Below are 25,330 nucleotides of genomic sequence, written 5' to 3' on the forward strand. Positions count from 1 at the left end.
CAGGTTACTAGAAGTCCGAATGACGGCGCCCGGGACTTCTTCTGGCTTCGACATGCCCGGTCTGGATATGCAGGTTGTGGGACACACCGAAGATCGACCTTCGATCGTCACCACTTCGTCGATCGCCGTGGTGCACATATTTGCATTCACACTTTTCAGAACTGCAGACGGCATGCGGAAGATGCGGCGCATTATTGTCCTCGACGAGATAACGTTCGCCCTCGGTCTCACCAATAGCCACACAACGCACGGTGGCAGGTTGGATCGATACGGCGCGATAAGGGTTGGCTGGTTCGGCGCTTAAACTGAAAAATGACCTGCCGCCGTGCCTCAACGTCGCTGTTTTCGTGGTTTGCCGCCAGAGCGCGATGACTACCGCAACAGAAAGAAGCAAAGTGCTGGAGATGATTAAACCTGTTAAAAGTGACACACCGCTCACCTGACGAAACCGACCTATCAATTAGTCTACAGCACTGCACCATTTATGCCATTCAAATACCTTTGCGAGGCTAACCTCACTAGAGCACCGATGCTAGTCGCCTGCTCGGCTGTTACAGCCACAGTATCCTGTTGCCAACCTAGCGCGCTCACAGAGTGCTAGAGCACCGCTGTGTCACAACTGATTGCTTCGGAATGACTCGCTCACCCAGCAATCCAAAGAAAATACGCGGGCGGCGCATCACTCATCGATAGCGCCGCGAATTTTCCCACAAAGACTGGCTAAAACGCTTTTTGGGAGGGTTGTCGATAAACGCTGGCGCGCGCGGCTAGGGCTTCGCGAAAAAAACGCCTAAATTCAGATCTGATTGGGAAGCACGTCCGTAACAACCCATACCGCTAATCGGAATAGCGGTAAAAACTCCCTCTCTCACGAAGCTTGAGGATATAAAAATGATTCATCGAAAATTATCAATATTCAGTTTTTTCCTACTCACCCCGCTTCTTTTCATCAGTACTGGTGCCTCGGCTGCCGGTGACTCCATGATGTTGCAGTCCGGTGACTTTGTTGGCTATTCGTTTTGGCTGATCTCCATGGCCCTCGCGGCGGCGACCATCTTCTTCTTGATGGAATCGCTGCGTATCGGGGGGAAATGGGCAACATCACTCACTGTGTCGGCGCTGGTGACTTTCATTGCCGCCTTCCACTACTTCTATATGCGGGAAGTGTGGGTCTCGACGGGCGCGACACCGACTGATTTTCGCTATATCGACTGGCTATTAACCGTACCTCTGCTGATGATAGAGTTTTATCTCATACTGGCTGCGATCACAAACGTCTCAGGCGGCATTTTTTGGCGGTTGCTGATTGGAACGCTGGTGATGCTGGTCCCGGGCTACATGGGGGAAGCTGGCTACCTTAACGCCACGGTCGGATTCGCCATTGGCATGGTCGGTTGGTTTTTCATTCTGTATGAAATCTTTTTTGGCGAGGCGAGCAAAGTCGCTGCGACCAAAGCCCCACCCGCAGTACAGATGTCTTACACGCTCATGAAGTGGACGGTAACGGTAGGTTGGGCAATCTACCCCCTCGGCTACTTCTTTGGCTACCTGGCAGGCGGGACTGACGAGGGCACGTTGAATATCGTCTACAACCTCGCGGACGTGCTGAACAAGATCGCATTCGGCTTATTTATTTGGTACGCCGCAAATGCAGACACCGCCGCGAAAAGCTAAGCGCTAAACGTCGAAAACCTACTGAAGCCCCCGCTTGGGGGCTTTTTTATTTGCCTCAAACGTTTGAATGAGAACGCTCGTGTATACACTGGCAGCCTGACCGCTTCGTTCTGATGTTCCTTCCGCCCGTCACATCGCCTCCGTTCTACACCCTGGTTGTTCGATGAGTTGCGACTCGCAAATCACCCAGCGGCCCATTCGCTCTCGCCTATTGCACAAGAACGAGACTTGTCAGAACCATTACGGCTGCGAACACTCTTTATCCGCAATTAACACGCTGTCACGGTCGAGTGCTGCATGCGCATGTCAAGCGCATGTATCGTGAACCAGCCCCTATGACCAGAAGCATAGCGGAAGGGTTTAGTTCACTGCAGCGCCGTCAGGCTCGCCGAGGGTTTGCCATGACTCTGGGTTCTTCAGGTGGCCGTTTACCTTCAGCGTAATAATCGGCGGCAGCCTACTTGCAGACCAGTACTTGTGCTCCCATTTATAGTGCAGAAACTCCCGCTCACGACTTGCCTCCTCACCTACGGAAAAGACGTCCCGCACCCCGTCGGTCGCTTCAGACTCGGGTTCCAACCCGTGTGCCGCAAGAATCGTCGCGGGAATATCCCGCAGCGAAACGGGTGCCTCTGAAACGGCCATTGGTCCCCTCGAGTCAAATGGCTTGATCGCAAGCGTAGCAGACGACCGGGTCAACATGCGTTTGGTGATTCCACGGTCTTCGAAGGCCTCGATATCGAATTGATGCCCCTGCCAGTGGTCGCCGTGATCGGAAGAGAGAACGATCATCGTCTGGTCATAAATACCTAACCCCTTGAGTGTTTTCAGCAGCGTCACAAAATGACCCAGGCCGCATTTGACGAAATCTATACTGGTCAATCGGTCCTGCTCACTGTGTTCTAAAATCTTGCAACTGGCGTCCAGATCAGCCGGGGTATGCGTGACCATCGAGTGGAAAAAATGATATCGGGGACTACTATCAGGGCTGACCGTTAATTGTTCCAAATATTTTTCGAACAATAAATGAGCGATACCTGCATGCGATTTCAAATAGCTGTTACGCGCGTGCATACCTAGAAAAAACCATTGTTCATGGTTGTAGATATTCGGCTTGAAAAAATCCGGTACCGATTTAAATATGAAAATATCGAGCAATTTTAGCGCTTCAATATCGGCAACGTTTTGCTTCAAAATACGGCTATTCGTCGGTGAGCAACGAGACAAAACGCCTAGCCTACACGTGGTGTGTGAATCCATCTCATAACCAATAGCCTCAAGTCGCCTGATACCTGACTTTTTTTGCTTAAGCCTCTCCAGAAACTCTGTTTTTGGCTCCTCATTCCGGTATACAGCCCCTGTCATCAAAGCAGCGATCGACATTTCGGTAGACGGATAGACCGACAGAGTATTGTCAAAATAGGTAAAGCCATCGAAGGCACGCTTTAACTCTCTGTCGCTTTCCAAAGCGGCGAAAAAAAGATCCGATCCAAGCTCATCTAACACCACGTGCAACACGTTTTTTTCCGGTGAAAACTGTGTCAGCGATGCAGGCAACTCGGTAGTGGCGTTTTTCTTCTCTTTACTCTCTAGCGTGAAAAAATCTATTGCTGTAGTCATAAGCGAAATTAAAAATACTAATCCGACCAACCTGAAAAGAACCCCAGGCCTCATATTTACTGCCAGCAGAGTGAGTGCCAAAAAAATTACACTCTGCGCGAGCGCCAACAGGCCCCAGCGCTCTATTGTCAGCGGCGCACCATCCAGCCTGCCATACTCTCCATAAAGAAAGGTCGACAGGGCCCAGGCACCGAGGAACGCAATCGCGATGATCCTGAACAGAATATCTTTCAATCTGTGAGGCAGCGTCAGCAATAGGCACAGTAGCAAGAGAAATAAAATACCAACCACCAACAACAGCATGCCAACCAGTTCTGCGGGAGAGCTGACGAACTCTTCGCTGTTGTAGACGTAGATGTTGAGAGGTCCCAGAAGCGCGACATAAACACTGGCGATAGCCGCGTATAGCGTTAAGCGGGTGGCGCTCATAAACTGCTCATCTGTTTGCATGTATGACTAATACCCAGTGTCGCGCGGCCGCGCCGCACGCCCAATGCTCTTCGCAGAGCCAGCTTGATTCAAGTGTGTAACCCGAGGACAAGTTTTCAGCAGCGTCGCCTGCCAATCTTAATGAAGCAGTATACTTTGAGAATCATCGATTGGCTTGCAAGAGCACAGCCGCGCGTTACGAATGTGCATTGCACAGGCCGGCTCTGACAACATTGGCGAGTTTATCCCTATGACGGCACAGGCCCTTGCCAACGCGCTGCAGCGCCTGTGCTGCAAGCCGCCTTTGGTGCTTGCCTTTCTGGACTAATTGGTACAAAATCTAATTTCCTCCCAGACACCCCAGGATACCGCCGGCTATGGCCAGGCCCAAGGAATTCGATCGCACCAAAGCGCTGCAAAGCGCTATGAAGCTGTTCTGGGCACGCGGTTATACCGCGACGTCACTGCCTGAGCTTTTGACCGCCATGGGTATTGCGCGGTCCAGCTTCTATGCCAGCTTCAACACCAAACGTGCTCTCTTCATAGAGTGCCTGGCGTTGTTCGCTGACCGCACCCTGGCCATACTCAACGAAAAAGCCGCAGAAGTTCCTGCACGTGCCCTGCCCCGTGCGTTTCTTGAAGCCACTTTATTGGAGGTGTCACAGCGAAAAGCAAATCAGGGCTGCATGATGGTCAATACTGTACTTGAACTGGCTGATGTTGATCGAGAGCTCAATCAATTGGCGATAAAAAAACTGGGCATGATAGAGGATGTCTTTAAGCAAGCCTTCGAGCGCGCACAGAGAGAGGGCGAGCTCAACACCCTGCGCAGCGCACAACAACTGGCCAATCTGGTGATGACGATTAATCTGGGCCTGCGCGTGCAAAGCCGGAAAACGCAGAACCCCCTGCAACTCAAAGCCATGTTAGATAACAGCCTGTTAACGCTCGGGCTGGTTGCTTAACTCACAAATTCAAATGCGAGAATAATACTTATGTTGTCTGCAACCATGCCCTACGAAAAGAAATTTGCCGTTGTCAGCGGCAAGCGCATCGCCTATCTGGAGGAAGGCGATGGAAATCCTATCGTCTTGTTACACGGCAATCCCACCTCCTCTTTCCTGTGGCGCAATGTCGTACCGGAACTCAAGAGTTCGGGGCGCGTTATCGTTCCCGACCTGATTGGACAGGGCGATTCGGAAAAGCTGCCTGCCAGCGAAGGGCCCGGCCGCTATACGCTGGAAGCCGCTTATACCTACCTTGAAGGTCTGCTTGATGCCATCGGCGCCAACAAAAATGTGACACTGGTCATTCACGACTGGGGCAGCGCTATCGGCTTTCTGTGGGCCATGCGTCACCCTGCTGATATCAGAGGGGTGGCCTACATGGAAGCGATTGTCAGACCTGTCAGCTGGGCGGATTGGCCCAAGGATGCCGTTGGCATCTTCAAAGGTTTTCGTTCTGAAAAAGGCGAAGATCTGATCCTGAACCGAAATATGTTCATTGAGGCGGTACTGCCCTCGTCGATCATCCGCGAACTCAGCGAAGCCGAAATGGATGCCTATCGCGCGCCTCATTCCAGCGCAGACGATCGCCAACCTCTGTTGAACTGGCCGAGACAGATCCCAATCGAGGGCGAACCTGAAAACATAGCGGCTCTGGTGAACGAATACGGTGCCTTCATGGCGAAAAGCGAGCTGCCCAAACTGTTTATCAATGCGGATCCGGGCTCCATGCTGGTAGGGCCACAACGGGAGTTCTGCCGCAAATGGCCCAACCAGCAGGAAGTTACCGTTAAGGGTTTACATTTTATACAGGAAGATTCCCCCGTCGAGATCGGTCAAGCCGTTGCTGCCTGGCTGAAAACTATTTAACTCCAATGCTGCATAAACTAAAGGAACTAAGTCATGTCAGACGCACCTGCTTACGTCATCGCCAACTTCACTATTGAAGATAAAGATGAATACCGTAAATATGAAAAAGGCTTTTTTCCTATACTGAAAAAACACGGCGGCTCTTTTTTCACCTTCGACGACAACACCAAACACCTGGAGGGCTCCGACCCCCGGTCGGGCCGCATGGTCATATTCCAATTCCCTTCGGAAGCCGCTGCTGATGCCTGGTACAACGACCCGGAATATCAGGCGTTGTCCGAGCACCGTAGAGCAGGCACAAGCCTCGTTTCCTTGACTATGGTGCATGGCTTGCCGCCGCGCTAGTACACAACTGGCGCAAAAAAATAATCCAATGCAGCCAATAACGGTCTTGCGACTGGATGCAGAGCCCCGCAATTGGTTTTAGGAGTCGGCATTAAAAATGCACCAGACTTGAACCAGGGCGAATGCATTCCAGTAGCCGCTGTTCGCAGAGAAGAAAACCCGCCTAATCGCGGGTTTTTTTATTTATCCCATCAGTCTCTTCTGTCACTCACACGCCAACAGACCGAGGGTCAGTGATGACATTTCCCATTACACTACCCAGTTGTCCGCGACCGCGCCGCCATGCCCCCACCCATAGCCATTAACAAAGCTAACAGCAACAGCAAGAGCGGCGGCATTGCCGGAATAGTCGTTGGCAAGAACGGCACTGGCACCGTAATAGTGAGCGTATACGGCTGTGCAAGTTCGTTGTAGCTGATAGTAGCCGCATTGACTACGGAGGGGGCTCTGGCGGTCAGGCGCGTCTGCACAGTGAGAATCACCGCAGTCCCATTAGGGGGCAGATCGCCGATGTTCCAGGTAACCGTATTGGCATTATTGTCGATCACGCCACCGCTATCGGCAGAAAGTATCTCTAGTTCCGCAGGCAAAGTGTCCGTAATCAACACGTTTGTTGCGGTGGCATTGCCGAAATTGGTCACACCGATACCGAAGGCCAGCGTCTGGCCGACTGCCGCTTCATCAACATCGCTAACTTTTGCAAAAAGCACCAGTGGAGCGCTGGAAACAGTGACCGCTGCACTGGAGCTGTCCGGTTGACTCAGATCCGACGTCAGGGTCGCGGTACTGGGCAGGCTGGTACCATTCGCCAATGGGCTGTCGACATTAACCGTAAATTCTACCGTGCCCGTCCCGCCCGCATTCAGTGTGGCCGACGGCCAGACTACCTCACCACCCGTTGAGTTGCCGCCACCGGTCGCACTTACGAACTGTGTATTTGCCGGCAACGTCGCGCGAAGGACCGTGTTGGGTGCGTTCTCGTTCCCGTTGTTGGCATAGTTGATCTGGAACACCGCCTGACCGGCCGGTGCAACTGAAGTCGGTAACCCGATGATTGCTATATCCGGTTCTACGTGGCTGCGCACAACGGTCTGGGCCCGAGCGCTGATGGGCGGCGCATTTACAGCGGATATGCTGGATGTATTGCTGTAGATGGTTCCGTCGAGTGCACCAGACGGCGATCTCAACTCTAAAATCAGCGTTCCAGAAGCGCCCGGAGCAACATTGCCCAAAGCCCAGCTGACGACCCCCGCGCTACTGCTGCCGTTGTTGTCCGCGCTAACAAAGATTAACCCGCTGGGGATAATGTCTTCAACAACGGCGTTTTGCGCAGTCGCATTACCTGTATTTTCGTAGCTAATGCTATAAACCAGGTTATCTCCCGCATTGACACTATTGCCACCGGTCTTGGTGATAGACAGGGACGGCTGGGCGGCTACCGTCACCGAATTCGACACTGAAACCGGTGATGCGTTAGCCGCAACCGCACTCGCGTTATTTGTCCACGCGGCACCGTTCACTACACCGATAGGCACCAGTAGTTCATAACCAAGGTTGACGGAGGCACCCGCTGCCAGTGTCGGAACAGTCCAGGTAATGCTGGAACCCGACGAATTGAAGGTGCCGCCGGCGCTGATATTCGAGGGCGTTGCGCCCGTTGGTATCACATCCTCTATCACCACGCTGTTGGCTGCATCGCTACCCGTGTTCCCTAAAACAAGGCTGTAGGTCTCGGTATCACCGGCCTGCACCACCGTTCCGGGTTGACTGGTCTTGGTCAGCTGGAGATTGGGGGCACTCGTCACTACAAAAGAGGCACTGGCGGTCAGTGGTGGTGTCTCGGTACTGGTAATCTCTGCCTGATTGTCAACTTGTGTTCCATTCTGCAGCGGATCCGCCACCTCCAGGGTGACGCTGACGCTGCCACCTGTCTGCGCAGGCACATCACCCAGATCCCAGCTAAGCACATCGTTCGTTTTTGTAAACCCAGCTGATGCAGACTTAAACGTAGTGTTAGTCGGCACCTGATCGGTGAGAAGTACGTTGGTCGCGACGTCCGTGCCCTGATTGAAATAGTCTATTGTGTAAGTGACCAATCCTCCCGCGGCAACCGTCGTGGCTGAGGATTTTTTGTCCAGCGTAAAATCCGGCTTACTGGATACAGTGACCAGAACGAGCGGTGCCACCGATGCCGGGACGCCGTCGGCGCGAATGTTGGACGTGTTGGGAATGACTGTTCCATCACTGATCGGCGCGTTAACTTCTACGGTGAGGGATACACTGCCACTGCTACCTGCGGCGACTGACGGGATGTTCCAGATCACATCTGAACCGGACGAAACTCCACCCCCCGTGGCAGAAACCAGCGTCAACTCCGGTGCGAGGTGATCCACAATCTTCACGTTACTCGCATTAGCATTCCCGCTATTACTGTAGTCAAGGGTATAGGTGAATTGCGAGCCGGCAGTCACGTTCGCCTGTGACACCGACTTGACAATGTCAAGGATGGGAGAGCTGCTTACGCGGGTATCAAACTGCGCCGACACCGGTGCGGTCTCCGCGCTATCCACCGATGCCTGATTATGCAGCAATGTCCCGTTAGCCAGCGGCGCATTGACATCCACCGTCACTGTCACCGTGCCACTCGATCCAGCAGGTAAGTCAGGCAGGCTCCAATCAATCACACCAGCGGCATGAACGCCGCCGGCCGAGACCGATACAAAGGTGGTTTCCAACGGCAGATGATCCTCCAACACTATGCCTGTAGCAGTGTCATTGCCAATGTTCTGGTACCTGAGCGAGTAGGTCAGCTGTCCGCCCGCGTTGGCCGTCACCGGCCCGGTTTTGCCAAGAGTCAGAATCGGCGCACTTGACACCATTACATCAATGGTTCCCGTAGATAACGGCCGGGTTTCGGTGCTATCAATAGTAGCGGTATTGTGCAGCACCGTGCCGTTTGCCAGCGGCGAGTCGACCGTAACCTCCGTGGTAACAGAGCCAGAGGCTCCGGCCGCCACTGTGCCTATGTTCCAGTCGACAATGCCAAGGTTCTCACTGCCCATAGCACTGGCTTTTACCCAGTTGGTATCCGCAGGCAGATGATCTTCGATAGTGACATTAGTCGCCGCGTCCGTACCGGTATTGGAATAATTAATCGTATACACGATGGTGTCACCCGGTTTGGCGATCGATTTCGACGCGGTTTTGCTGATACTGAGCGATGGAGCGCTGCTTACAGACACAAGGCTAGAGTCGCTTCGGATTGCCGTCTGATCGCTCAAGATCCCGGCCAAGTTGTAAAGTTGGGTCCCGTTTGACAGCGGCGAGTCGACAATGACTGTGACTGTTTCAGCACCACTGGCACCAACCGCAAGATTGCCTACTTGCCAGTTCAGGACACCGCTCGAGGGTGTAATGCCTCCGCTGGCCGATACGAAAGTAACATTCGGTGGCAGACCATCCCCCACGACCACCCCGGTGGCCTGGTCTGTCCCATTGTTGGCATAATTGATCGTGTAGATGACGGTGCCACCCGCACTGACAACGGTTGTGGAGGGGTTTTTGCTAATCGTCAACGCTGGAGCGCTCACTATAATCGTTACTGCAGTGGCCACATCAGAATGCCCGCCGGTCTCTTTGATGGAGGAACTGGCATCCAGTCGTGTCCCGTTCGTCAGTGGGCTGTCGACTGAGACAGTGACTGAGACCGAACCTGTCGCACCTGCAGCGAGATCACCGATTGCCCAGGTTACCGATGCACCGTTCGGGACACCACCCGCGTTTGCGCTGCTGATTTTTGTTCCGGCAGGTGCGTTAAAGTTCAGGCGCGCGGCGGCGGCAAGGTCGGAGCCGCTGTTGCCAAAATTCAAGGTGTAGACGATGGTGCTACCCGGGCTTGCCTGTGTGACCGACGGAATCAAGTCAAGCGTGAGAACCGGTTCGCTGCTGACCTTGACAATTGACTGGTTGACATCGGCCGTCAGCGGAGCGGTTTCGTTTGCATCAATGCTAGCCGTATTTTTCAGCAGTGTGCCGTTGGCGATCGGACTATCTACTTCGACGGTAAGTGTCACCGAGCCGGAACCACCAGCAGCCACCGTGCCCTTGTTCCAGGTGACACGGTTGGTTATTGGATCGTAGTTTTTGTTGCCAGTAGCGCTGACGTAAATTACATCAGCAGGCAACGCATCCTGCAACACAACGCCAGTGGCATCGGTGGTGCCGGTATTCTGATATGTGATGGTATACACCACTTGGTCGCCCGCCTGCACCTGACGTTTTGAGGCAATCTTGCTAATCCTGAATGATGGAGCGCTGGATACAAGCGTATCGGCAAACGCCGTCGCAGGGATGGTGAATTCAGCGCTCTGCAGCGATGCGGTATTGTGCAGCTGAGTGCCGTTCTGAATGGGTGAATCAATATCCGCAATCAGCGTTACGCTACCAGAAGCACCCGCCGGCAACGACCCAAGACTCCAGTCGACTTGCTGATTTGTGCCGAGTACGCCGCCACTGCTAGCAGAGACATAGCTCGTTTCAGGCGGCAAGACATCCTGCAACTCGACATTGGTAGCCGTATCGGAGCCAATATTGCGATAGCTCAGGGTGTAGACCAGTTGATCACCGGCATCCGCTGTCTTCCGGGAAACTGTTTTATCGAGCTCTAGAACAGGGCCGCTGTCGACCGTGACATCCGTTGTCTGAACGGGCAAGGCGCCCGTTTCCACGCTTGCGATTGTGGCGTCATTACTGAGAACCGTACCATTTGCTATCGGTGAAGCCACTTGTACTGTCAGCGTGACCGCATGCGAGCGCCCCGGGTCAAGGTCGGGTAAGCTCCAAGTGACTCCGCCGCTGCCAGGTTGCCCATTATCGGATGCCGCTACAAAACTGAGCTCGGGCGGCAGGGAATCCGTCAGCACCAGATTGGTCGCCGTGGCTGAGCCGTTGTTGGCGTAGCCAATTGTGTAAGTAAATTGTTGCCCTGCGGATACGTGGGTGCTCGGGGCTTGTTTCGAAAAAGAGAGTATGGGCTGGCTAGTTACCACAGTGTCTGCGGGCCCCGCAGGCACAGTCGGTAACTCGGCACTAACCAGTGACGCGTTATTCGATAGAACGGCGCCGTTGGCGACATTACTGTTGACTTTCACCGTAGCCGACACGGAATTACTGGCCCCGGATGGCACTGTACCGAGGCTCCATGTCACACTCCCGCCCCCAAACGTACCCCCGCCGGTGGCTGAAATAAAGCTGGTGCCCGCAGGAAGCGCATCCGTCAAAGTAACACTCGTTGCGGCAGCGTTGCCGGTGTTCTCATAGTCAAGGGTATAAACGATCTGATCGCCGGGACTCGCGTTCTGCCGTGATGCCATTTTATCCAGCGCCAGAATTGGCGCCGTTCCGGGGGTAACATCAGGTCCGGGAACGGGGCCGCTGCTGGCGGAGCAGCCACCTGTAATCCGTGCACTGGCATTAGGCAAGGCACCAGAAGCCTGGTCTACGACAACACGCGCCCAGCGGGAGCCTCGATTATTGTGAAACCGAACACCGGACCAGGTCACCGTTCTAGCGGAAGCGTTATAACTGCCCCCGGGATTGGAGCTTTGAAAGGTAACACCGCTGGACGGCAGAGTAATGACCAGGTCACCGAAACAGGGCCTACCCGTCCCAGCACGCCACGTGGCCTGATAAGTCAGTACCTGACCGGATACGGGCTTGGCAGGGTAGCTTGTAAGATCGAGGGACAGAGTCTTCAGAGCGTAAGCGGCGGGCGACAACAAAACAAACGCCGCAGTCAAAGCAATCCAGCGAAACAACATCATAACCATACCTTGGAAAAGGTTCAGGCAAGTCTAGTCCAAAACAAAATATAGGAAAAGCTTTCAGCGCTTGATGCCTGAAGAATGACACCCGTCGAATTGCCGCACGCCGCCAGTACAGTCGAAAATTGGATATGCCTCAAGGCGCGCTTGCAGACTGCCATGCAAAGATTTCATCAATTTGGTGACTTATACCGTGTAAGCCCCTTTACACTGCCACTCCAGCGATGCGAGCATGAATGGGGCCATACCATTAGGGAAAGCGCGATGAGTTTCTACGAAAACAGAATTCTGCCACCGATGATAAGGATTGCCTGTGGCAACGACGCTATCGCGCGCCAGCGGAGGTTGGTTGTACCCGAAGCCGAGGGCCGAGTACTCGAAATCGGCATGGGCCCTGGACTCAATATACCCTTTTACAATCCAGACAAAGTAGAGAAAGTCTGGGGGCTGGAGCCAAACACAGGGATGCGCAAGCAGGCGCAGCCGAACCTGAAAGCCGCCCGCTTCCCCGTGGAGTGGCTTGACCTCCCTGGTGAGCAAATACCGCTGGAAGACAATAGTGTAGATACCGTGCTGCTGACCTACACGCTTTGCACAATCCCGGATTGGCGACTCGCGCTGGAGGGAATGCGCCGCGTCCTTAAGCCGAGCGGCAGGTTGATCTTCTGTGAACACGGCAGAGCACCAGACCCGGGGGTGCGCAAATGGCAAAACCGACTCAACGGAGCGTGGCGAAAGATGGCCGGGGGCTGCAACATCAACCGCCCTATAACGGAGTACATAGAGTCTGGCGGTTTTATTATCGGCAAGGTAGATACCGAATACATCCGCAAGACACCGCGCATTGTCGGCTATACCTACCGAGGCTACGCCGCGATTGCCTAGGGGCGTGTCGACATCGCTATGTCTCGGGGGTGGCTCGTTGACCTCACTCCATTATGTTCGACTACGTTTCCCGAAAAGCTCACCACACTTGTTTTTTTGGACCCAGCGAAAAGATATCGGTAACAGCGGAGTTTTGCGATTCGTGGTATCGCTGCCTGGACCTCCATACACTGATATAGCGGTAAAACGGCACGGTAGGATACAGGTGATGCACCAGGTGGTAGTTCTGGTAGAGCAGCACCGGCGTCAGCAACCACTCCATACCAACCCGATTTGACGTGCACCTGAAAGGATCGTCTTTACTCTGTGCTTGATGCGGATAGTGCGGTAAAAAATCAAATGTGAGTGCCAAGAAAAAAACCGTGATGCGCGTCGGGATAAAAAAAAGTAACAGGTAATAGTTCAGCCATCCCGCAAACGTCACTGCAGTAAATATGGCCAGTCCAAACAGTACCGCTAGAAACAGTTCTCTGCGCTCGCTCTTCGGCCTCTTCATAAACACCGATGGCTTAAAGTAGTAACGAAAGTAGCTCATGTCCAACGTCACCCATTTCAGAGGCAAAAGCCAGCGCGTCCCGGTACTGACATAGATATCAGGATCTCGGGCTTCATCGTTGGTGAATCTGTGATGTTGCATATGTATGTAACGAAACATACGGAAAAATGGCACCGGAGATAGCAGTGCAGTGGCGATTCGCCCAAGCCACTCGTTCAGTTGACGATTGCTACTCACTGCATTGTGCGATGCATCATGAGCAGGCGTGAAGGATAGATACACCGCAATCGTATTGAACAGAATCGCCCAAAATAGCGGCAGGACACCCTGCACATAGGCCAATGTTGATACGCTAAAAATTAAAAAGGCCGCGACAAGAAGCATCACCGTTGGCCACGCCATCACTGGGCGTTGGTTGAGCGCTTCAAAATGTTTTAAATCATCACCTTGATAAGTAAGCACCGATTCTCTGTCCATTTCTTGCCCTGCGAAAATTCGTTTATGTTCTCAGAGCCTCCTATTCTGACAAAAATTGTCAGCGGTGATAGAACAGTGCGTGACACAGGGGGGACAAATAGTGACAATATAGTGGTGGGCGATAAGTTTTTTGGGTCGACGCCTCTTTAAATGACCTCAACATCCCGGATTGCCTGCCTATGCAAAATAGGAAACACCCGTCCTCTGCCTACGCCCGCATACTGTTTCGGCATTTGCGACTGCGCGAAAAAAACAGTCGGGCGTATTTCGCGGGTACGACTATCACCTACGACGAGTTAATGACTCTGGACGGGACTATTCCTCGCGACGACCTGACCCGGATCTACCGCAATGCACTTGCCATCTCCGACCGTGAGGATTTGGGGCTGTCTGTCGGAACTCAGTTCCAGCTTTCTGCACACGGCCCCCTGGGCGTGGCTACGTTTAATAGCGCTGACCTTCGCACCGGCCTTAAACTGCTCGCCAAGTTTGGACAAACGAGGACAGATTTTTTCGATATTGCAGTGAATGAGCATATCGAGGGGTTGCAGGTCGATTTTGCTGAAACGTTCGACCTCGGCGACTTACGCGTATTTGTTACTGAGGCCGTATTGAGCGGCTTTTTTTCTGCCATTACTTTTTTCACAGGCCATAAAAGGTTTACCGGGCAGACCTGTCTTGCGTACCCGAAGCCCACCTATGCCGAAAAGTATTCCGATCATTTTGGTGAACATATAACGTTCAGTCAGCCCACGACAAAAATTATCGTGCCACAGTCTCTATTGCTCATGCCTTCTCCAACAGCTGATCCAGTGCTGTATCAGGAGGCCGTAACGATCTGCGAGCGCCAGTTGAGGGAAATGAAAACAGGTGGGGACGGAGACACTACGGTATCCGCTGAGGAGGCCGTGTCGATACTCATCCGGGATAATCCGGGCAAAATATGGACGCTGAATCAGGTGGCAGAAAAGCTGTCAGTAAGCCCGCGCACACTGATCCGGAGGTTAGCGTCGGAGGGCACGAAGTTCCAAAACATCAGAGACGAGTTGGCAAAAAAGCAGGTCGCCAACTACCTGACCGATGCAAACTTGTCCGTTGAAAGCATTGCATATTTGATGGGCTTCAGCGACGTATCGAGTTTCAGGCGCAGCTTCAAACGCTGGTTTGGAGAAACACCGTCACAGTATGTCGCCAGAACCAGAGGAGCCTCCAGCCGCGCGCCCCAAAAAGGTGCTTAGGCGCTTCTTTTAGCTGTTGTTGGCTACCGCTGCCATCGCCGAGTCAGTGCAATAAAAGCCTTCAGGTAGCGAGGGAAACACTTAACAGCGAGGCTAGATTGACGCACCCACGCGTGACTGGCGAAATGACCTGCCCCAGACGCGGCCCCTCGTATTAACAAGGCTTGTTGTTCGGCATCGCCCATCTATTTGCTCTATACTTCGCGCTCACTTATTACGGTTGATCCAGTATCTTGAAGACAACAACTACCAAACCAATGAATGACTTGCTCAGCGCTATGGCTGTCAGTGATGCACTTGTGTACCTTACGGACGCGACCGGTAACACGATTTTTGTCAGCGATCAGCTAAAACTCTGGCTGCAGAGTGACACGCAGCTGTTGTCGAGTGAAGGAATAATCAAGAGAGCGGATCGCCATTGGACTGTTCGTCACCATAATTTGCCCAACGGCCAAATCGCTCGCATTGTATGCCCCAAGGAGCCCGATGATCGAGCTCTACTGGAGAAGAGCCATATTCTCGAAGCCCTGGTCGAGGCCGCGCCTGTGGCTATCCTCACGCTCGATTTGGATATGCGTGTCACTATGTGGAATCCAGCCTGCGAAAAAATTTTTGGCTGGAGCGAACGCGAGGTACTGGGTCAACCTTACCCGCTGGTTCCAGAAGACGAGTGGAGCCGCTTCGAAGGGTTCTACAAAACGGTCATCGAGGGTCAGGGCTTTACTGGCGTTGAGGCCGAACGAACTCGAAAGGACGGTAAACGCATCTTCACTGCTATCTCTACAGCACCAATACGGAGGGGCAATAATGAGATTGTCGGTGCTATGGCTGTCCTTGAAGAAATCACGGAGCGCAAGCAGTTGGAGGCACGCGTCGAACAATCGGCACGGCTGGAATCAATCGGTCGCTTCGCTGGCGGCGTCGCTCATGATTTTAATAACATTCTTACGGTAATTTTGTCTTACGCCGAGACCCTCCTTGAACAGCCCAACGCCACCATGGTTTCGCAGGCGGGCGAAGCGATCCAGCACTCTTGCACGCAGGCCACAGCGCTTACACAACAGCTGCTCGCATTTTCCAAACGTCAGGTCATGCGGGTAGAGACCGTCGATCTCAACGCTGTCATCCTGGCCACTGTTAGCATGCTTGACCGGCTCATCGGCACTGACATCATCATTCGTACAGACCTCACCGCGAACGAAGCGTGGATACAGGCCGACCCATCGATGATCGAGCAAGTGATCATGAATTTAGCCACCAATGCGCGTGACGCCATGCCCAATGGTGGGCAACTCAGCCTGTCGACAGTGCGTAGACAAGTCGACGGGGCGCCCTGGATACAGCTCTCGGTCGCAGACACTGGCTGCGGGATGGACCAGCAGACCATTGCTCGTATCTTTGAACCTTTTTTTACCACGAAACCGGCGGAAAAAGGCAGCGGCCTCGGCCTGGCGTCTGTTCACGGCATCGTGCAGCAAAGCGGCGGTGAGGTGGACGTCGCCAGTAATCTGGGCGCTGGCACCACGGTTTATATCACGATCCCGGTCAGTGGCGCACCTGCGCAATCGGGGCGCGATCTCGACAGCCCTGTACCCATCTCCATTGGAGCCACGATTCTACTCGTCGAAGATAATCAACAGGTCCGCGACATGCTCATCAACATGCTTCAAGTTAACGAAAACCGGGTGCTTTCCGCAGGCGACGGCATTGAAGCACTGGAGATAGCTTCCGCATACGATGGTAAAATTGACCTGTTGCTTACCGATGTCGTGATGCCCAGGATGGGAGGTGGTGAACTGGCTCGCCGTCTGCGCAGACTGCGCCCGGCAACCAAAATTATATTAATGTCAGGATACGCTGACGAGGAATTGGCAACGCAAGGTATGGAAGCAGCGGATCACTTCCTTCACAAACCATTCAGGTCCTCACAGGTTCGTGAGATCATTGATAAAGCGTTGAGAACGGTTGAGCGCGCTGTTTAATTGTCTTACAGCCGAGATGCGCTGCATTAAGAGAAAGAGCTTTAAGGTGCACCGACGTGTGCGGCTATTGCCTTCGCTCTGCCAAAGCCATCAATAAAAAAGTATTTCGAACCGATATCCATCATTATCATTTCTGTTAGACAGCCGGGCTAGCCAAGATAGTTACAGGCGCAAGACATCGTATTGAGCGGGCGACTTGTGCATAATCAGGTTTTTATATGTCTTATGCTGGACCTGCAAAGGCCTGGCTTGCACGGACACTGCTTTGGGTCAGTAAGCAATGGGGGGCTGAGAATGAGAGGGAAAGCCTCGGAGAGCGGACCGAGGAACTTCAGGGCCTGGTGGCCATGGTGCGCCGCAGTCCTTTTTCTTCTTTGGCAGGTCGACTTCCAATTCGCCTATGGTTTTTTTGCCGAATCGATCCAGCAGGAATTGCGCCTGACTGCGTTTGAGACTGCGGCGATTTCATTGGCTTATCTTCTTTCCTATGGCCTGATGCAATTACCGGCAGGGCTTCTGCTCGATCGATTTGGAGCACGACGAGTCCTTCCGATTGCGGCGGGTTTTTCTGCCCTGTCGGTCTTGCTGTTTGCCCAAGCACAGGGCTTCTGGACGTTACTGGGAACACGAATTCTGGCGGGGGCCTTCATGGCCTTTGTGTTTCCTGCCACCGGAAAAATCGCGCGCAATCGTCTCCCCGCTCATCGCTTTGCGCTAGCGATGGCGATTGCCGACATGTGCTTTGGAATCGGTGCCGTTTCGGCCGTGTTCATACCAGCCTTCTTTACGGATACTCCCTGGCGTTTACTCATGCAGGGGCAGGCATTTCTCGGGCTGGGCTTGGGGGCCCTGCTCTGGGTGACCCTGTTTTTCACAAAACCTGACCACACTCTGCCGCAAGCAGCAGCAAGCGCCACGCGCAGCATTGCAGATTCGCTCAAACGCCCCTTTGTGCGTCTGGGAATAGGACTCTATATCTGGGGCGCAGGGCTAATCCTCGGCTTCGGTGGATACTGGAATGTGAAGCTTCAGCGGGCCTGCGGTTGCAGCACAGCTGAGATCTCGACACTGGAGCTGGGGCTTTTCTCCGGTCTGGCCGCGGGTATGCTGGTGGCGGGCATCCTCGGGGCGCGTGTCGAGCGTTTGCGGAACATTTTTCGCATCTCGACGACCCTAACCCTCGTATTGATGACGGTAACCCTGGGGGTTTCGACGACTGCTTCCACCGATCAGCTGCTGGTCTTGATGGTCGCCCTGGGCCTACTCATTGGCACCTGTTCGCTAAGCTTCGCGGTGGCCTGCCTTGGACTTCCAGCGAACCACGCTGCAACGGTCGTGGCAATCGTCAACGCCGGGGGCTGTTTGAGCGGCGCTCTTCTGCAGGCGCTTCCAATCTGGCTAGGCGAAGGCAACGCCACTTTTTCCACCATCAGTATCACCTATTTTGGCATTGCCATCTTCGGTGCCTGGATCGCCTGGCGCATGCCGCGTTTAACGAATCCAGCTGAGTCCCCATGAGAGGGGTGGCTGCCAGAGACGTTGGGGCATTGATTTAGCGCGACAGCGAGCATGCGAAGAGATTTACTCACAACAGCCCTTTTAATTGTCCTATACTCTGGCACCATCTGAGACTCTATATGTGGAGATAATAATGAAACGACTCTTTTTATGTACGGTTGCCGCGCTACTGTTTAGCGGTCCCGCGGCGGCAGAATCTACCTTGAGCATTACCCATGGCCCAACGCCAGCGCCTACGATTCTCGACATGGGACAAAAGGGTGATTCCGTGGGTGATGTCCGGATTTGGCGGTTTAGCGCCAGGTCGTCCGATAATCAGGATGTCATGATGGATTGGCTGATGACCACTACCGGCTATGCAGCACACACAAAGGAGCTTGAAAGTCGGGTCACACTCTCGGTTGTTTCTTTCGATGTTAAAGGTAAGGATACTATCCAGCTACAGGGCGTTGGTCTGTATCCCATTACTGGATCGACATTAAAAACTGAGGACATTTTGGAGCGTGCAGTGATTGGAGGAACCGGAAAATATATAGGCGCTAGCGGTGCCGTTACCTCCACACATCTGGCTGATGGTTCCTGGCGGCATGTCTTTCATTTAGACTAAACGTAGGCTGTGAAGGTCACCCCTGAAGGGGCAAACATCATCGCTTGACGCATGTTACGATCCGATAGAAAGCGCGCAGGACAAACATAATGAGACGACTGGTGACGTTTCTGATTTGGGCCATTATCGCCCTCCTGCTGGTAGCGATAACGGCCTACCTGCTGGCCCGTTCCGGCCTCAAAGATATGGATCAATCTGCCAGGACAGAACTGGGAGGTGACTATCTGGAGACCCCCCGCGGCATCCTCTCCTACTCTCGTCTCGGCGACGAAAAAGCCCCTGCTATCATTTTGGTTCATGGCTTCAGCACACCAAAATTTGTCTGGGATCAGATCACCCCAGAGCTTCTTAAAGCCGGTTATCAGGTTATCGCTTACGATCACTTCGGCCGGGGCTTCTCTGATCGGCCGGAAGGCCCCTACAATGCTGGCCTCTACCGGGATGAATTGTCTTCACTGATCTCCGGCCTGCAACTGACCACTCCCCTTGCTCTGGTGGGTTACTCCATGGGTGGAGCCAACGTGGTTGACTACGCAGCCACCCACCCGGACCAGATTAAACAGCTCGTACTTATTGCACCGGCGGGGTATATGGGAGCGACAGATTACGCATCGGTTCTGTTAGCTCCGGGTGTCGGCGAGTGGCTGTTTACCGTATTCGGACCATATTATGCTCACAGCAGTATCAAGGCAGAGGTAGACGCGGAACGAGCCCCCGGAAATATGCTCACGTTGTTTGATGCACAGGCTGGCTACAAGGGCTACTCCGACGCATTGCTTTCAACGTTACGCCACTACCCCATGGGCGACTTCGGCGACCGCTACCGAGCGCTGGGCGCAACGAACATTCCCGTGACCGCGATCTGGGGAACGGCCGACAGCATCGTACCCTATACCGGCGCGGCGCTTATGGCCGATGCAGTGCCGCAGATGGAACTGATCACGCTGGAGAACGGCAATCATAATATAACGTTTGGCCAGCCCGCCGCCGTCGCGGACGCACTTTTAAAGGCTCTCAAGACACCCTGAGCTCGCTGTAGACAATTGAGGTCTCTCAGCCTGTTTCTCATGGGATTCCAGATTCACCGCCGTAGTCCCCAGCTGACTGAGGCAGAGACTTTATCGCCTCAATCTTGGCAGACACTCGTCCGAAGCGAGCCGAGTGAGTACGGCCTTTGGACCTCAATCCCAGAACCCGTAACCCTGCGTCAGGAAATCAAAGACGTTTTGACTCTCAGGCAGAAACGTACAGGTGTATACCTCTTTTTCTTGCGGCGGATAGGGTACCGGCACTGCACCGCCGGCATCACCACAGCTACCCCCCTCCTGTCGCGCTGGAAAAGCGAGAATCTCCAGCTGTGGCAAATCTATCAACTTGATGTTTTTTACGATAAATTCGCGACCGGTATAGCGATCGCCGATACTTTGCTCAGACCACGGCGTACATGCGAAGGGATTAGCCGCCGTGTTGAAACCCAGGCCAACACCCGTGTTAAACGGATTAGCGTCTTGGCAAAAAGCCAGGGCAGCACGAAGCGGCCCTACCAGTATCGAGTACTCCATATTGTTCGCCAGATTGGGCGCGAGGTAGCTGTTATTAAAACCGTCAAAGCATTGCTTTGACGAGATTGCACAGTTCTGGCTTCCCACTTTGCACGCTGGCACGTTCTCACCTGTATTGAGTTGTACCGTGAAGCCCAATGCCATCTGCACCTCCGGGCTGCAGCTTCCGGGGTTCTCCGTCGACGGCCACTCTCGGTTGGGATAAGTACCCGAGCCGGAGCATCCGGTTAACTTCGTAAATACATCAACAACATCTTCCTGAACGGACATTTTTGTATAGGGCTCGACCATGAGTCGCCCCAGCTCCAATGGCACAAAAACCTCGAACTCCTCCTCAAGAATCTTGAACCATGCTTCAAAGGACGGCACTTGCACCTGCGCATCTTGTGGCAGCGTATACGCGGCAAGAATCAGCGAAGACACCGGATTGTCTGCCACGTATGGCCGCACGTAAACCGGGAAGCCAATGAAGGTGTCAATTGCTGTGAGCATTTTTATCAGAATCGACGGGTTATTAGATTGTCCCCATCGTCTATTGAGCTCGAGGTAGCGATGCGCGTTGGTACTGCCGTTGGCCCAGGCATACTGATACTGCTCTGGATAGAGCCTCTCGCCGCCCTGTAAAGACGTCACATAAAGATCAGGGGAGATGCAGTGTTCCGGAGTGGTTTGAAAACTTGCGACTGCCGCCGCATAGTCAGCGGGTGTCTCGATTCTCAGCGAGCACGCCACCGATGGTTGATCGATTGGCTGTGCACTGCAAAACGCTGGCGGACCGTTAGCGCTCGACGCGCTGGAGTTGCTATTACTATCGCATCCACACAGTAATGCCGCTGCTGCTAATACCGTGAAAGACGCAAAGCGTCCCACCGTTTGTTGATATGAAGATGAAGGAAACATGGACTTATCTCGTGTTGATGATAGTGGTGAGAAACACTTTGGCTACTGATAACTTTGGCTACTGATAACTTAGTCTATTCTGTATAAAAAATATGCACATGGCGAAAATATTTGGATGATATCCCGCCGAATATGGAAGCTGATGATCAACTTCTGGGCACGCGCAGGAATCGGTATTCGAGACGACCGCATTTGAGATACGCATCAAACTCTCGATGGACAAAGGAAGTCAGTAATCGGGCCAAGTCAGCTCCCCGACTAGTGGCTGGCGAAATCGCCGTTAGAGAAAACTGGCGACTCTCACCGTGAAAGCCCGTCTCCCCATTACTATTACGCCCATCCCTGAACGCAAAAAGCTCGCTGAATAGCGGCCTTTGCGAGGTTTTTGCGGTCAGCCTCTGTTGAAAGTCTATCATCCACAGACTGCAGGGCGATGATGGCAGCCTCAGCAAGAATTGTCTTCAGGAAATTCTCTGTAAACAGACGAATCACGGCCCCTACCTCTGTCTGTTACATCGCAGCTGCAACAGCAATGCGATGATGAGAAACAGCATGGCGAGCACCAGGCGGAGGTCGCCTAGCTGGTACCATGGGTCCAATGGAAAGGCTATTGTCTTCTCCATTGCCGCCACCTTAAACGCATGAATGCTGGATTCATTCGCGGTAATCTCTTCGAAAATCTCCAGAAGGTCACGCCGACTTCGATACCGGATGAGAGCTCCCTGATCCCAATTGTCCGCGTCTTCCAATCCCCACAGGTCTATAGCCTTGCCGGTACTGAAACCCAGCATGACGATATGCCCTGCCCGCATCAGGGCTTTGCTCATAAAGGGAGACGAGTAGCGATCCAGCACCTGCTGTGTGCTTTCTCCGGGTAACGCCCCCGCCACTGCTTTGGGTGTTTCATAAAGGCCTATCGCATTCCATACCGCAAAATCATCGCCGGTATCGCTCTGCATAAAGCCCTGCCACCGTTCCAACCGCTCCTGTCCGCCGGGAGAATTCTCTATAACACGGGAGAAGTGAGCAACCTCCTCTTCCGTCAACGGCCCCTCAAACGAGGTATACCAGAAGAAGAAAATTCCGTAGAGAACGCCAAGTACAATCCAGCTACGGGACCACCGCCTGCGGTGAACCTGATTACCCTCTGCCATTACACTCCCTCTTTCTTATTTTGCCTTGCGCACGCGTTCATCCCATTGATCATACGTATACTCGCTTCAACAAACCATGCATGCCGCTCGCCGTGTACGTCGGCACGTGACAACCTTAAACCTCGCCGGGTCCACTGTCTGCGCAAGCTGGCCTTCCTGGCCCCCGATATCATGGAGCGAATTACGCGGGTGACGTCCCCGAAACGCTCATCCTGGAGCGTTTCAAAAAGGACTTCCCTCTCGATTGGACAGCCCAGCACTCACACTTCGGATTGAGTCAACTCCCCACTAGTGACTGGCGAAATCGCCGCTGCAGAAAATGGGGAATTCTCGCACCCTGTGGGGTGGCTGCAAAAGTACTGTGCTGAGAATCCACTTGATGCCTATGTCCAAGCAAATGTAGAGCTAGCCAAAGAGCTATACCCAACCCGCACACAGACAAAGCCTAATAAATAGTGTGGGCCAGCTCGTCTTTCAGAGCTTGTAGTAATCTATCGGGGCGTTGGGACATTGGTGCGTTCTCCAGTGAATGAAAAAAGCCCGCTCCGCTGCCGGGGAGATAGTGGGCGGGTAAAGTGGCCGTGAGGTGTCGCCCGTATCTGCCTGGTGGGATGAGACACCAGACCAATCCAAAAGCCACGCGGTGGCCCCTGCAGGCAATTCGAGTAGCCGATCCATCTGGCGAGCTGGCATTGGGGATACAGACATTACGAAATCAAAGAAGCTGGCCTCGCTGTCTTTTGTTTTGTCTGCATATGCCTCCAGCACCTTGCCCATCACTGCCACCTGTCCCCGGTAAACCTGAGCCGCCAGCATTGCCAGCACTTACTCGGGGCGGTTCTCCATGAAAAGAGCCACGGTATGACCCCTGGCAACACCCTTGCTGGCCAGCACCCGGACAAACTGGTTTACCTCGGCACTAAACTCTCGGTAAGTCCACTGCCGGCCCTCGAATATCAGCATAGTATTGTCGGGGAAGCGGGCCACCGTATCTTCAAATACTCGCCCAAGGGAGGTCTTGTCGCTGTCCTCGGGCATGCGATAGCGCAGCGCTGGCAGGACGGTCGTCATCTCACCCATTACCCTGAAAATTTGCAAATCATTACGTGCCTCTGTCTATCCCGCTACTGTCTATTGCGTTGGCGCGGCAGGCACTTCATCGACGCGCACCCACTCGATGGTCCGACTCATAAAACCCACCTTCACCTTGAACTCCATCCGGTCAGGTTTCGGCAGGGATATTTCGGCCTTCTTATACTCGCCCAGTTTTTCTGCATAGACCTGGCCAAGCCACAGGTTCTCTTCAGAGCTATCGGCCTTCAAATCCTTCACAATCTCGCGCCCGACACGCTCGGGAAACTTGTCATTGCGAATCACAGTACCCCTACCCTCCTCGAGATTGATCTCGATCCAGCCAGGCTCGTAGGCATGTTTCCAGAAGCCGGAGATATCCCCGGCAAACGCATAGGGCGCCGCCAGGAATGCTGCTAACACAAACATATGGCCAAGTTTCATAGTTTCCTCCAATAGCCTCACGCGTTCAGTTCACGTGCAGTAAGCTTGCCAAGCTGAGACATGTGCACCTCATCGGGGCCATCGGCAATACGTGAGAAGCGCGCCAGGGTAAACACCTCGGGAATCAGGGTGTCCTGGCACACACCCATGCCTCCGAACACCTGCATGGCGCGATCGGCCACCTGCTGTGCCATGTTGGGTGCGACGATCTTGACCATGGAGATATAGGGTATCGCCGCTTTCATACCCTGGGTGTCCATCACGTGAGCGGCCTGCTGTGTCAGCAAGCGGGCCTGCTCGATATCGCAGCGACAGCGGGCGATCTCGTGCTGTACGCTGGTCTTCTTGATCAGCTTCTCGCCGAAAGCCACGCGCTCATCGGCGCGCGCGCACATCAGCTCCAGACAACGCTGGGACAGGCCTACCAGGCTCATGGCGTACTGGAATCGACCGGGGCCGAGACGGCCCTGGGCAATTTCAAAACCGCAGCCCTCGCCTTTGATCATATTGCTCACCGGCACACGCACGTTGTCGAACAGGAATTCCGCTTCACCGCCGGGGGAGTGCAGGTTGTCGAAGACACGCAGCTCTCGCACCAGCTTCACCCCGGGGGTGTCGCGGGGCACTAGAATAGTGGAGTGCTGGCGGTGACGGTCGTTGTCAGGGTTGGATTTACCCATCACCAGCATGATTTTGCAGCGCGGGTTAACCGCGTTGGTCGTCCACCACTTGCGACCGTTCAGCACGTATTCGTCGCCGTCGCGTTTGATTTCCAACTCCATATTGGTGGCATCAGATGACGCCACCTGGGGTTCGGTCATGGCATAGGCGCTGCGAATTTCGCCCGCCAGAAGTGGTTTCAACCACTGCTCCTGTTGCTCCTGTGTTCCGTACTTCGCCAGCACTTCCATATTGCCGCGGTCGGGCGCGTTGCAATTGAATACCGCCTGGGCCCAGGTCACCTTGCTCATGGTTTCGAACAGCGGCGCAATTTCCACGTTGGTCAGGCCCGGGCTCCAGGGCTCATATTCGTGAGGGAGGAACAGGTTCCACAGGCCCTCGGCCCTGGCCAACTCACGCAGCTCATCAAACCAGGATGGCGTCTCCCAAAGGTTGTCCTGGTTGAGCGTCCATTCGTTCCAGTCGTGTTCACGAGGATAGATATGCTCCCCCATAAATACTTCCAGTTTCGCGTTGAGCGCCATCACTTTTTCGCTTATTTCAAAACCCAT

The 25,330-nt window shown here is 53.8% G+C and carries 20 protein-coding genes; 10 read left to right on the top strand and 10 right to left on the bottom strand.

Annotated elements, in window-relative coordinates; translation table 11 throughout:
• Positions 1-7 precede the first annotated feature (7 nt).
• Positions 8-430: a hypothetical protein gene (locus EYC82_RS07100; RefSeq protein ID WP_279248844.1), complete on the bottom strand. Its 423-nt coding sequence runs from the start codon at positions 428-430 to the stop codon at positions 8-10.
• A 461-nt stretch (positions 431-891) separates the two neighbouring features.
• On the opposite strand from EYC82_RS07100, the gene EYC82_RS07105 reads away from it, so the two are divergent.
• Entirely contained in the window at positions 892-1,674 is a 783-nt protein-coding gene (locus EYC82_RS07105) for a bacteriorhodopsin-like (protein ID WP_279248845.1), read from the top strand.
• Between the two features lie 360 nt (positions 1,675-2,034).
• Here EYC82_RS07105 and EYC82_RS07110 read toward each other — a convergent pair whose 3' ends face one another.
• Positions 2,035-3,744, bottom strand: a complete 1,710-nt coding sequence (locus EYC82_RS07110; protein ID WP_279248846.1) for a sulfatase-like hydrolase/transferase — start codon at positions 3,742-3,744, stop codon at positions 2,035-2,037.
• 356 nt (positions 3,745-4,100) lie between these two features.
• Between EYC82_RS07110 and EYC82_RS07115 the strand changes: the two genes are divergently transcribed.
• The 3 genes from EYC82_RS07115 to EYC82_RS07125 are packed head-to-tail and all read left to right on the top strand — an operon-like array spanning position 4,101 to position 5,942.
• On the top strand, positions 4,101-4,688 hold the full coding sequence (locus tag EYC82_RS07115) for a TetR/AcrR family transcriptional regulator (protein WP_279248847.1): 588 nt from the start codon (positions 4,101-4,103) through the stop codon (positions 4,686-4,688).
• 30 nt (positions 4,689-4,718) lie between these two features.
• Complete coding sequence (locus tag EYC82_RS07120) at positions 4,719-5,597, top strand: haloalkane dehalogenase (protein ID WP_279248848.1); 879 nt, start codon at positions 4,719-4,721, stop codon at positions 5,595-5,597.
• Positions 5,598-5,630: 33 nt separating this feature from the next.
• Positions 5,631-5,942: a DUF1330 domain-containing protein gene (locus EYC82_RS07125; protein ID WP_279248849.1), complete on the top strand. Its 312-nt coding sequence runs from the start codon at positions 5,631-5,633 to the stop codon at positions 5,940-5,942.
• 254 nt (positions 5,943-6,196) lie between these two features.
• Here EYC82_RS07125 and EYC82_RS07130 read toward each other — a convergent pair whose 3' ends face one another.
• Positions 6,197-11,764 (bottom strand): beta strand repeat-containing protein, encoded by a 5,568-nt coding sequence (locus EYC82_RS07130; protein ID WP_279248850.1) that lies wholly within the window; start codon positions 11,762-11,764, stop codon positions 6,197-6,199.
• Between the two features lie 264 nt (positions 11,765-12,028).
• On the opposite strand from EYC82_RS07130, the gene EYC82_RS07135 reads away from it, so the two are divergent.
• Positions 12,029-12,649 (top strand): class I SAM-dependent methyltransferase, encoded by a 621-nt coding sequence (locus EYC82_RS07135; protein ID WP_279248851.1) that lies wholly within the window; start codon positions 12,029-12,031, stop codon positions 12,647-12,649.
• 79 nt (positions 12,650-12,728) lie between these two features.
• Here EYC82_RS07135 and EYC82_RS07140 read toward each other — a convergent pair whose 3' ends face one another.
• A complete protein-coding gene (locus EYC82_RS07140) occupies positions 12,729-13,622 on the bottom strand; it encodes a fatty acid desaturase (protein WP_279248852.1) in 894 nt (297 codons plus the stop codon).
• 179 nt (positions 13,623-13,801) lie between these two features.
• Here EYC82_RS07140 and EYC82_RS07145 point away from each other — a divergent pair, with 179 nt between their 5' ends.
• The 5 genes from EYC82_RS07145 (at position 13,802) to EYC82_RS07165 (ending at position 19,995) form a co-directional block, all read left to right on the top strand.
• On the top strand, positions 13,802-14,860 hold the full coding sequence (locus EYC82_RS07145) for an AraC family transcriptional regulator (RefSeq protein WP_279248853.1): 1,059 nt from the start codon (positions 13,802-13,804) through the stop codon (positions 14,858-14,860).
• 233 nt (positions 14,861-15,093) lie between these two features.
• Positions 15,094-16,842: a hybrid sensor histidine kinase/response regulator gene (locus EYC82_RS07150; protein ID WP_279248854.1), complete on the top strand. Its 1,749-nt coding sequence runs from the start codon at positions 15,094-15,096 to the stop codon at positions 16,840-16,842.
• Between the two features lie 294 nt (positions 16,843-17,136).
• Positions 17,137-18,360: an MFS transporter gene (locus tag EYC82_RS07155; protein ID WP_279248855.1), complete on the top strand. Its 1,224-nt coding sequence runs from the start codon at positions 17,137-17,139 to the stop codon at positions 18,358-18,360.
• Positions 18,361-18,493: 133 nt separating this feature from the next.
• Positions 18,494-18,967: a hypothetical protein gene (locus tag EYC82_RS07160; RefSeq protein ID WP_279248856.1), complete on the top strand. Its 474-nt coding sequence runs from the start codon at positions 18,494-18,496 to the stop codon at positions 18,965-18,967.
• Between the two features lie 89 nt (positions 18,968-19,056).
• Positions 19,057-19,995 (top strand): alpha/beta fold hydrolase, encoded by a 939-nt coding sequence (locus tag EYC82_RS07165; protein WP_279248857.1) that lies wholly within the window; start codon positions 19,057-19,059, stop codon positions 19,993-19,995.
• A gap of 153 nt (positions 19,996-20,148) precedes the next feature.
• On the opposite strand, the gene EYC82_RS07170 is transcribed toward EYC82_RS07165, so the two are convergent.
• The 6 genes from EYC82_RS07170 to EYC82_RS07195 all read right to left on the bottom strand — a co-directional run bounded on the left by EYC82_RS07170 (position 20,149) and on the right by EYC82_RS07195 (position 25,330).
• A complete protein-coding gene (locus tag EYC82_RS07170; protein ID WP_279248858.1) occupies positions 20,149-21,162 on the bottom strand; it encodes a hypothetical protein in 1,014 nt (337 codons plus the stop codon).
• Positions 21,163-21,926: 764 nt separating this feature from the next.
• On the bottom strand, positions 21,927-22,583 hold the full coding sequence (locus tag EYC82_RS07175) for a hypothetical protein (RefSeq protein WP_279248859.1): 657 nt from the start codon (positions 22,581-22,583) through the stop codon (positions 21,927-21,929).
• A gap of 474 nt (positions 22,584-23,057) precedes the next feature.
• On the bottom strand, positions 23,058-23,408 hold the full coding sequence (locus EYC82_RS07180) for a hypothetical protein (RefSeq protein ID WP_279248860.1): 351 nt from the start codon (positions 23,406-23,408) through the stop codon (positions 23,058-23,060).
• On the bottom strand, positions 23,409-23,654 hold the full coding sequence (locus tag EYC82_RS07185; RefSeq protein ID WP_279248861.1) for an AMP-binding protein: 246 nt from the start codon (positions 23,652-23,654) through the stop codon (positions 23,409-23,411).
• Between the two features lie 60 nt (positions 23,655-23,714).
• Positions 23,715-24,098, bottom strand: coding sequence for a DUF2147 domain-containing protein (locus tag EYC82_RS07190; protein ID WP_279248862.1), 384 nt, complete (start codon positions 24,096-24,098; stop codon positions 23,715-23,717).
• A gap of 17 nt (positions 24,099-24,115) precedes the next feature.
• Positions 24,116-25,330: an acyl-CoA dehydrogenase family protein gene (locus tag EYC82_RS07195; RefSeq protein WP_279248863.1), complete on the bottom strand. Its 1,215-nt coding sequence runs from the start codon at positions 25,328-25,330 to the stop codon at positions 24,116-24,118.

It is taken from the genome of Candidatus Marimicrobium litorale (assembly GCF_026262645.1).
GTDB lineage: Bacteria > Pseudomonadota > Gammaproteobacteria > Pseudomonadales > Halieaceae > Marimicrobium > Marimicrobium litorale.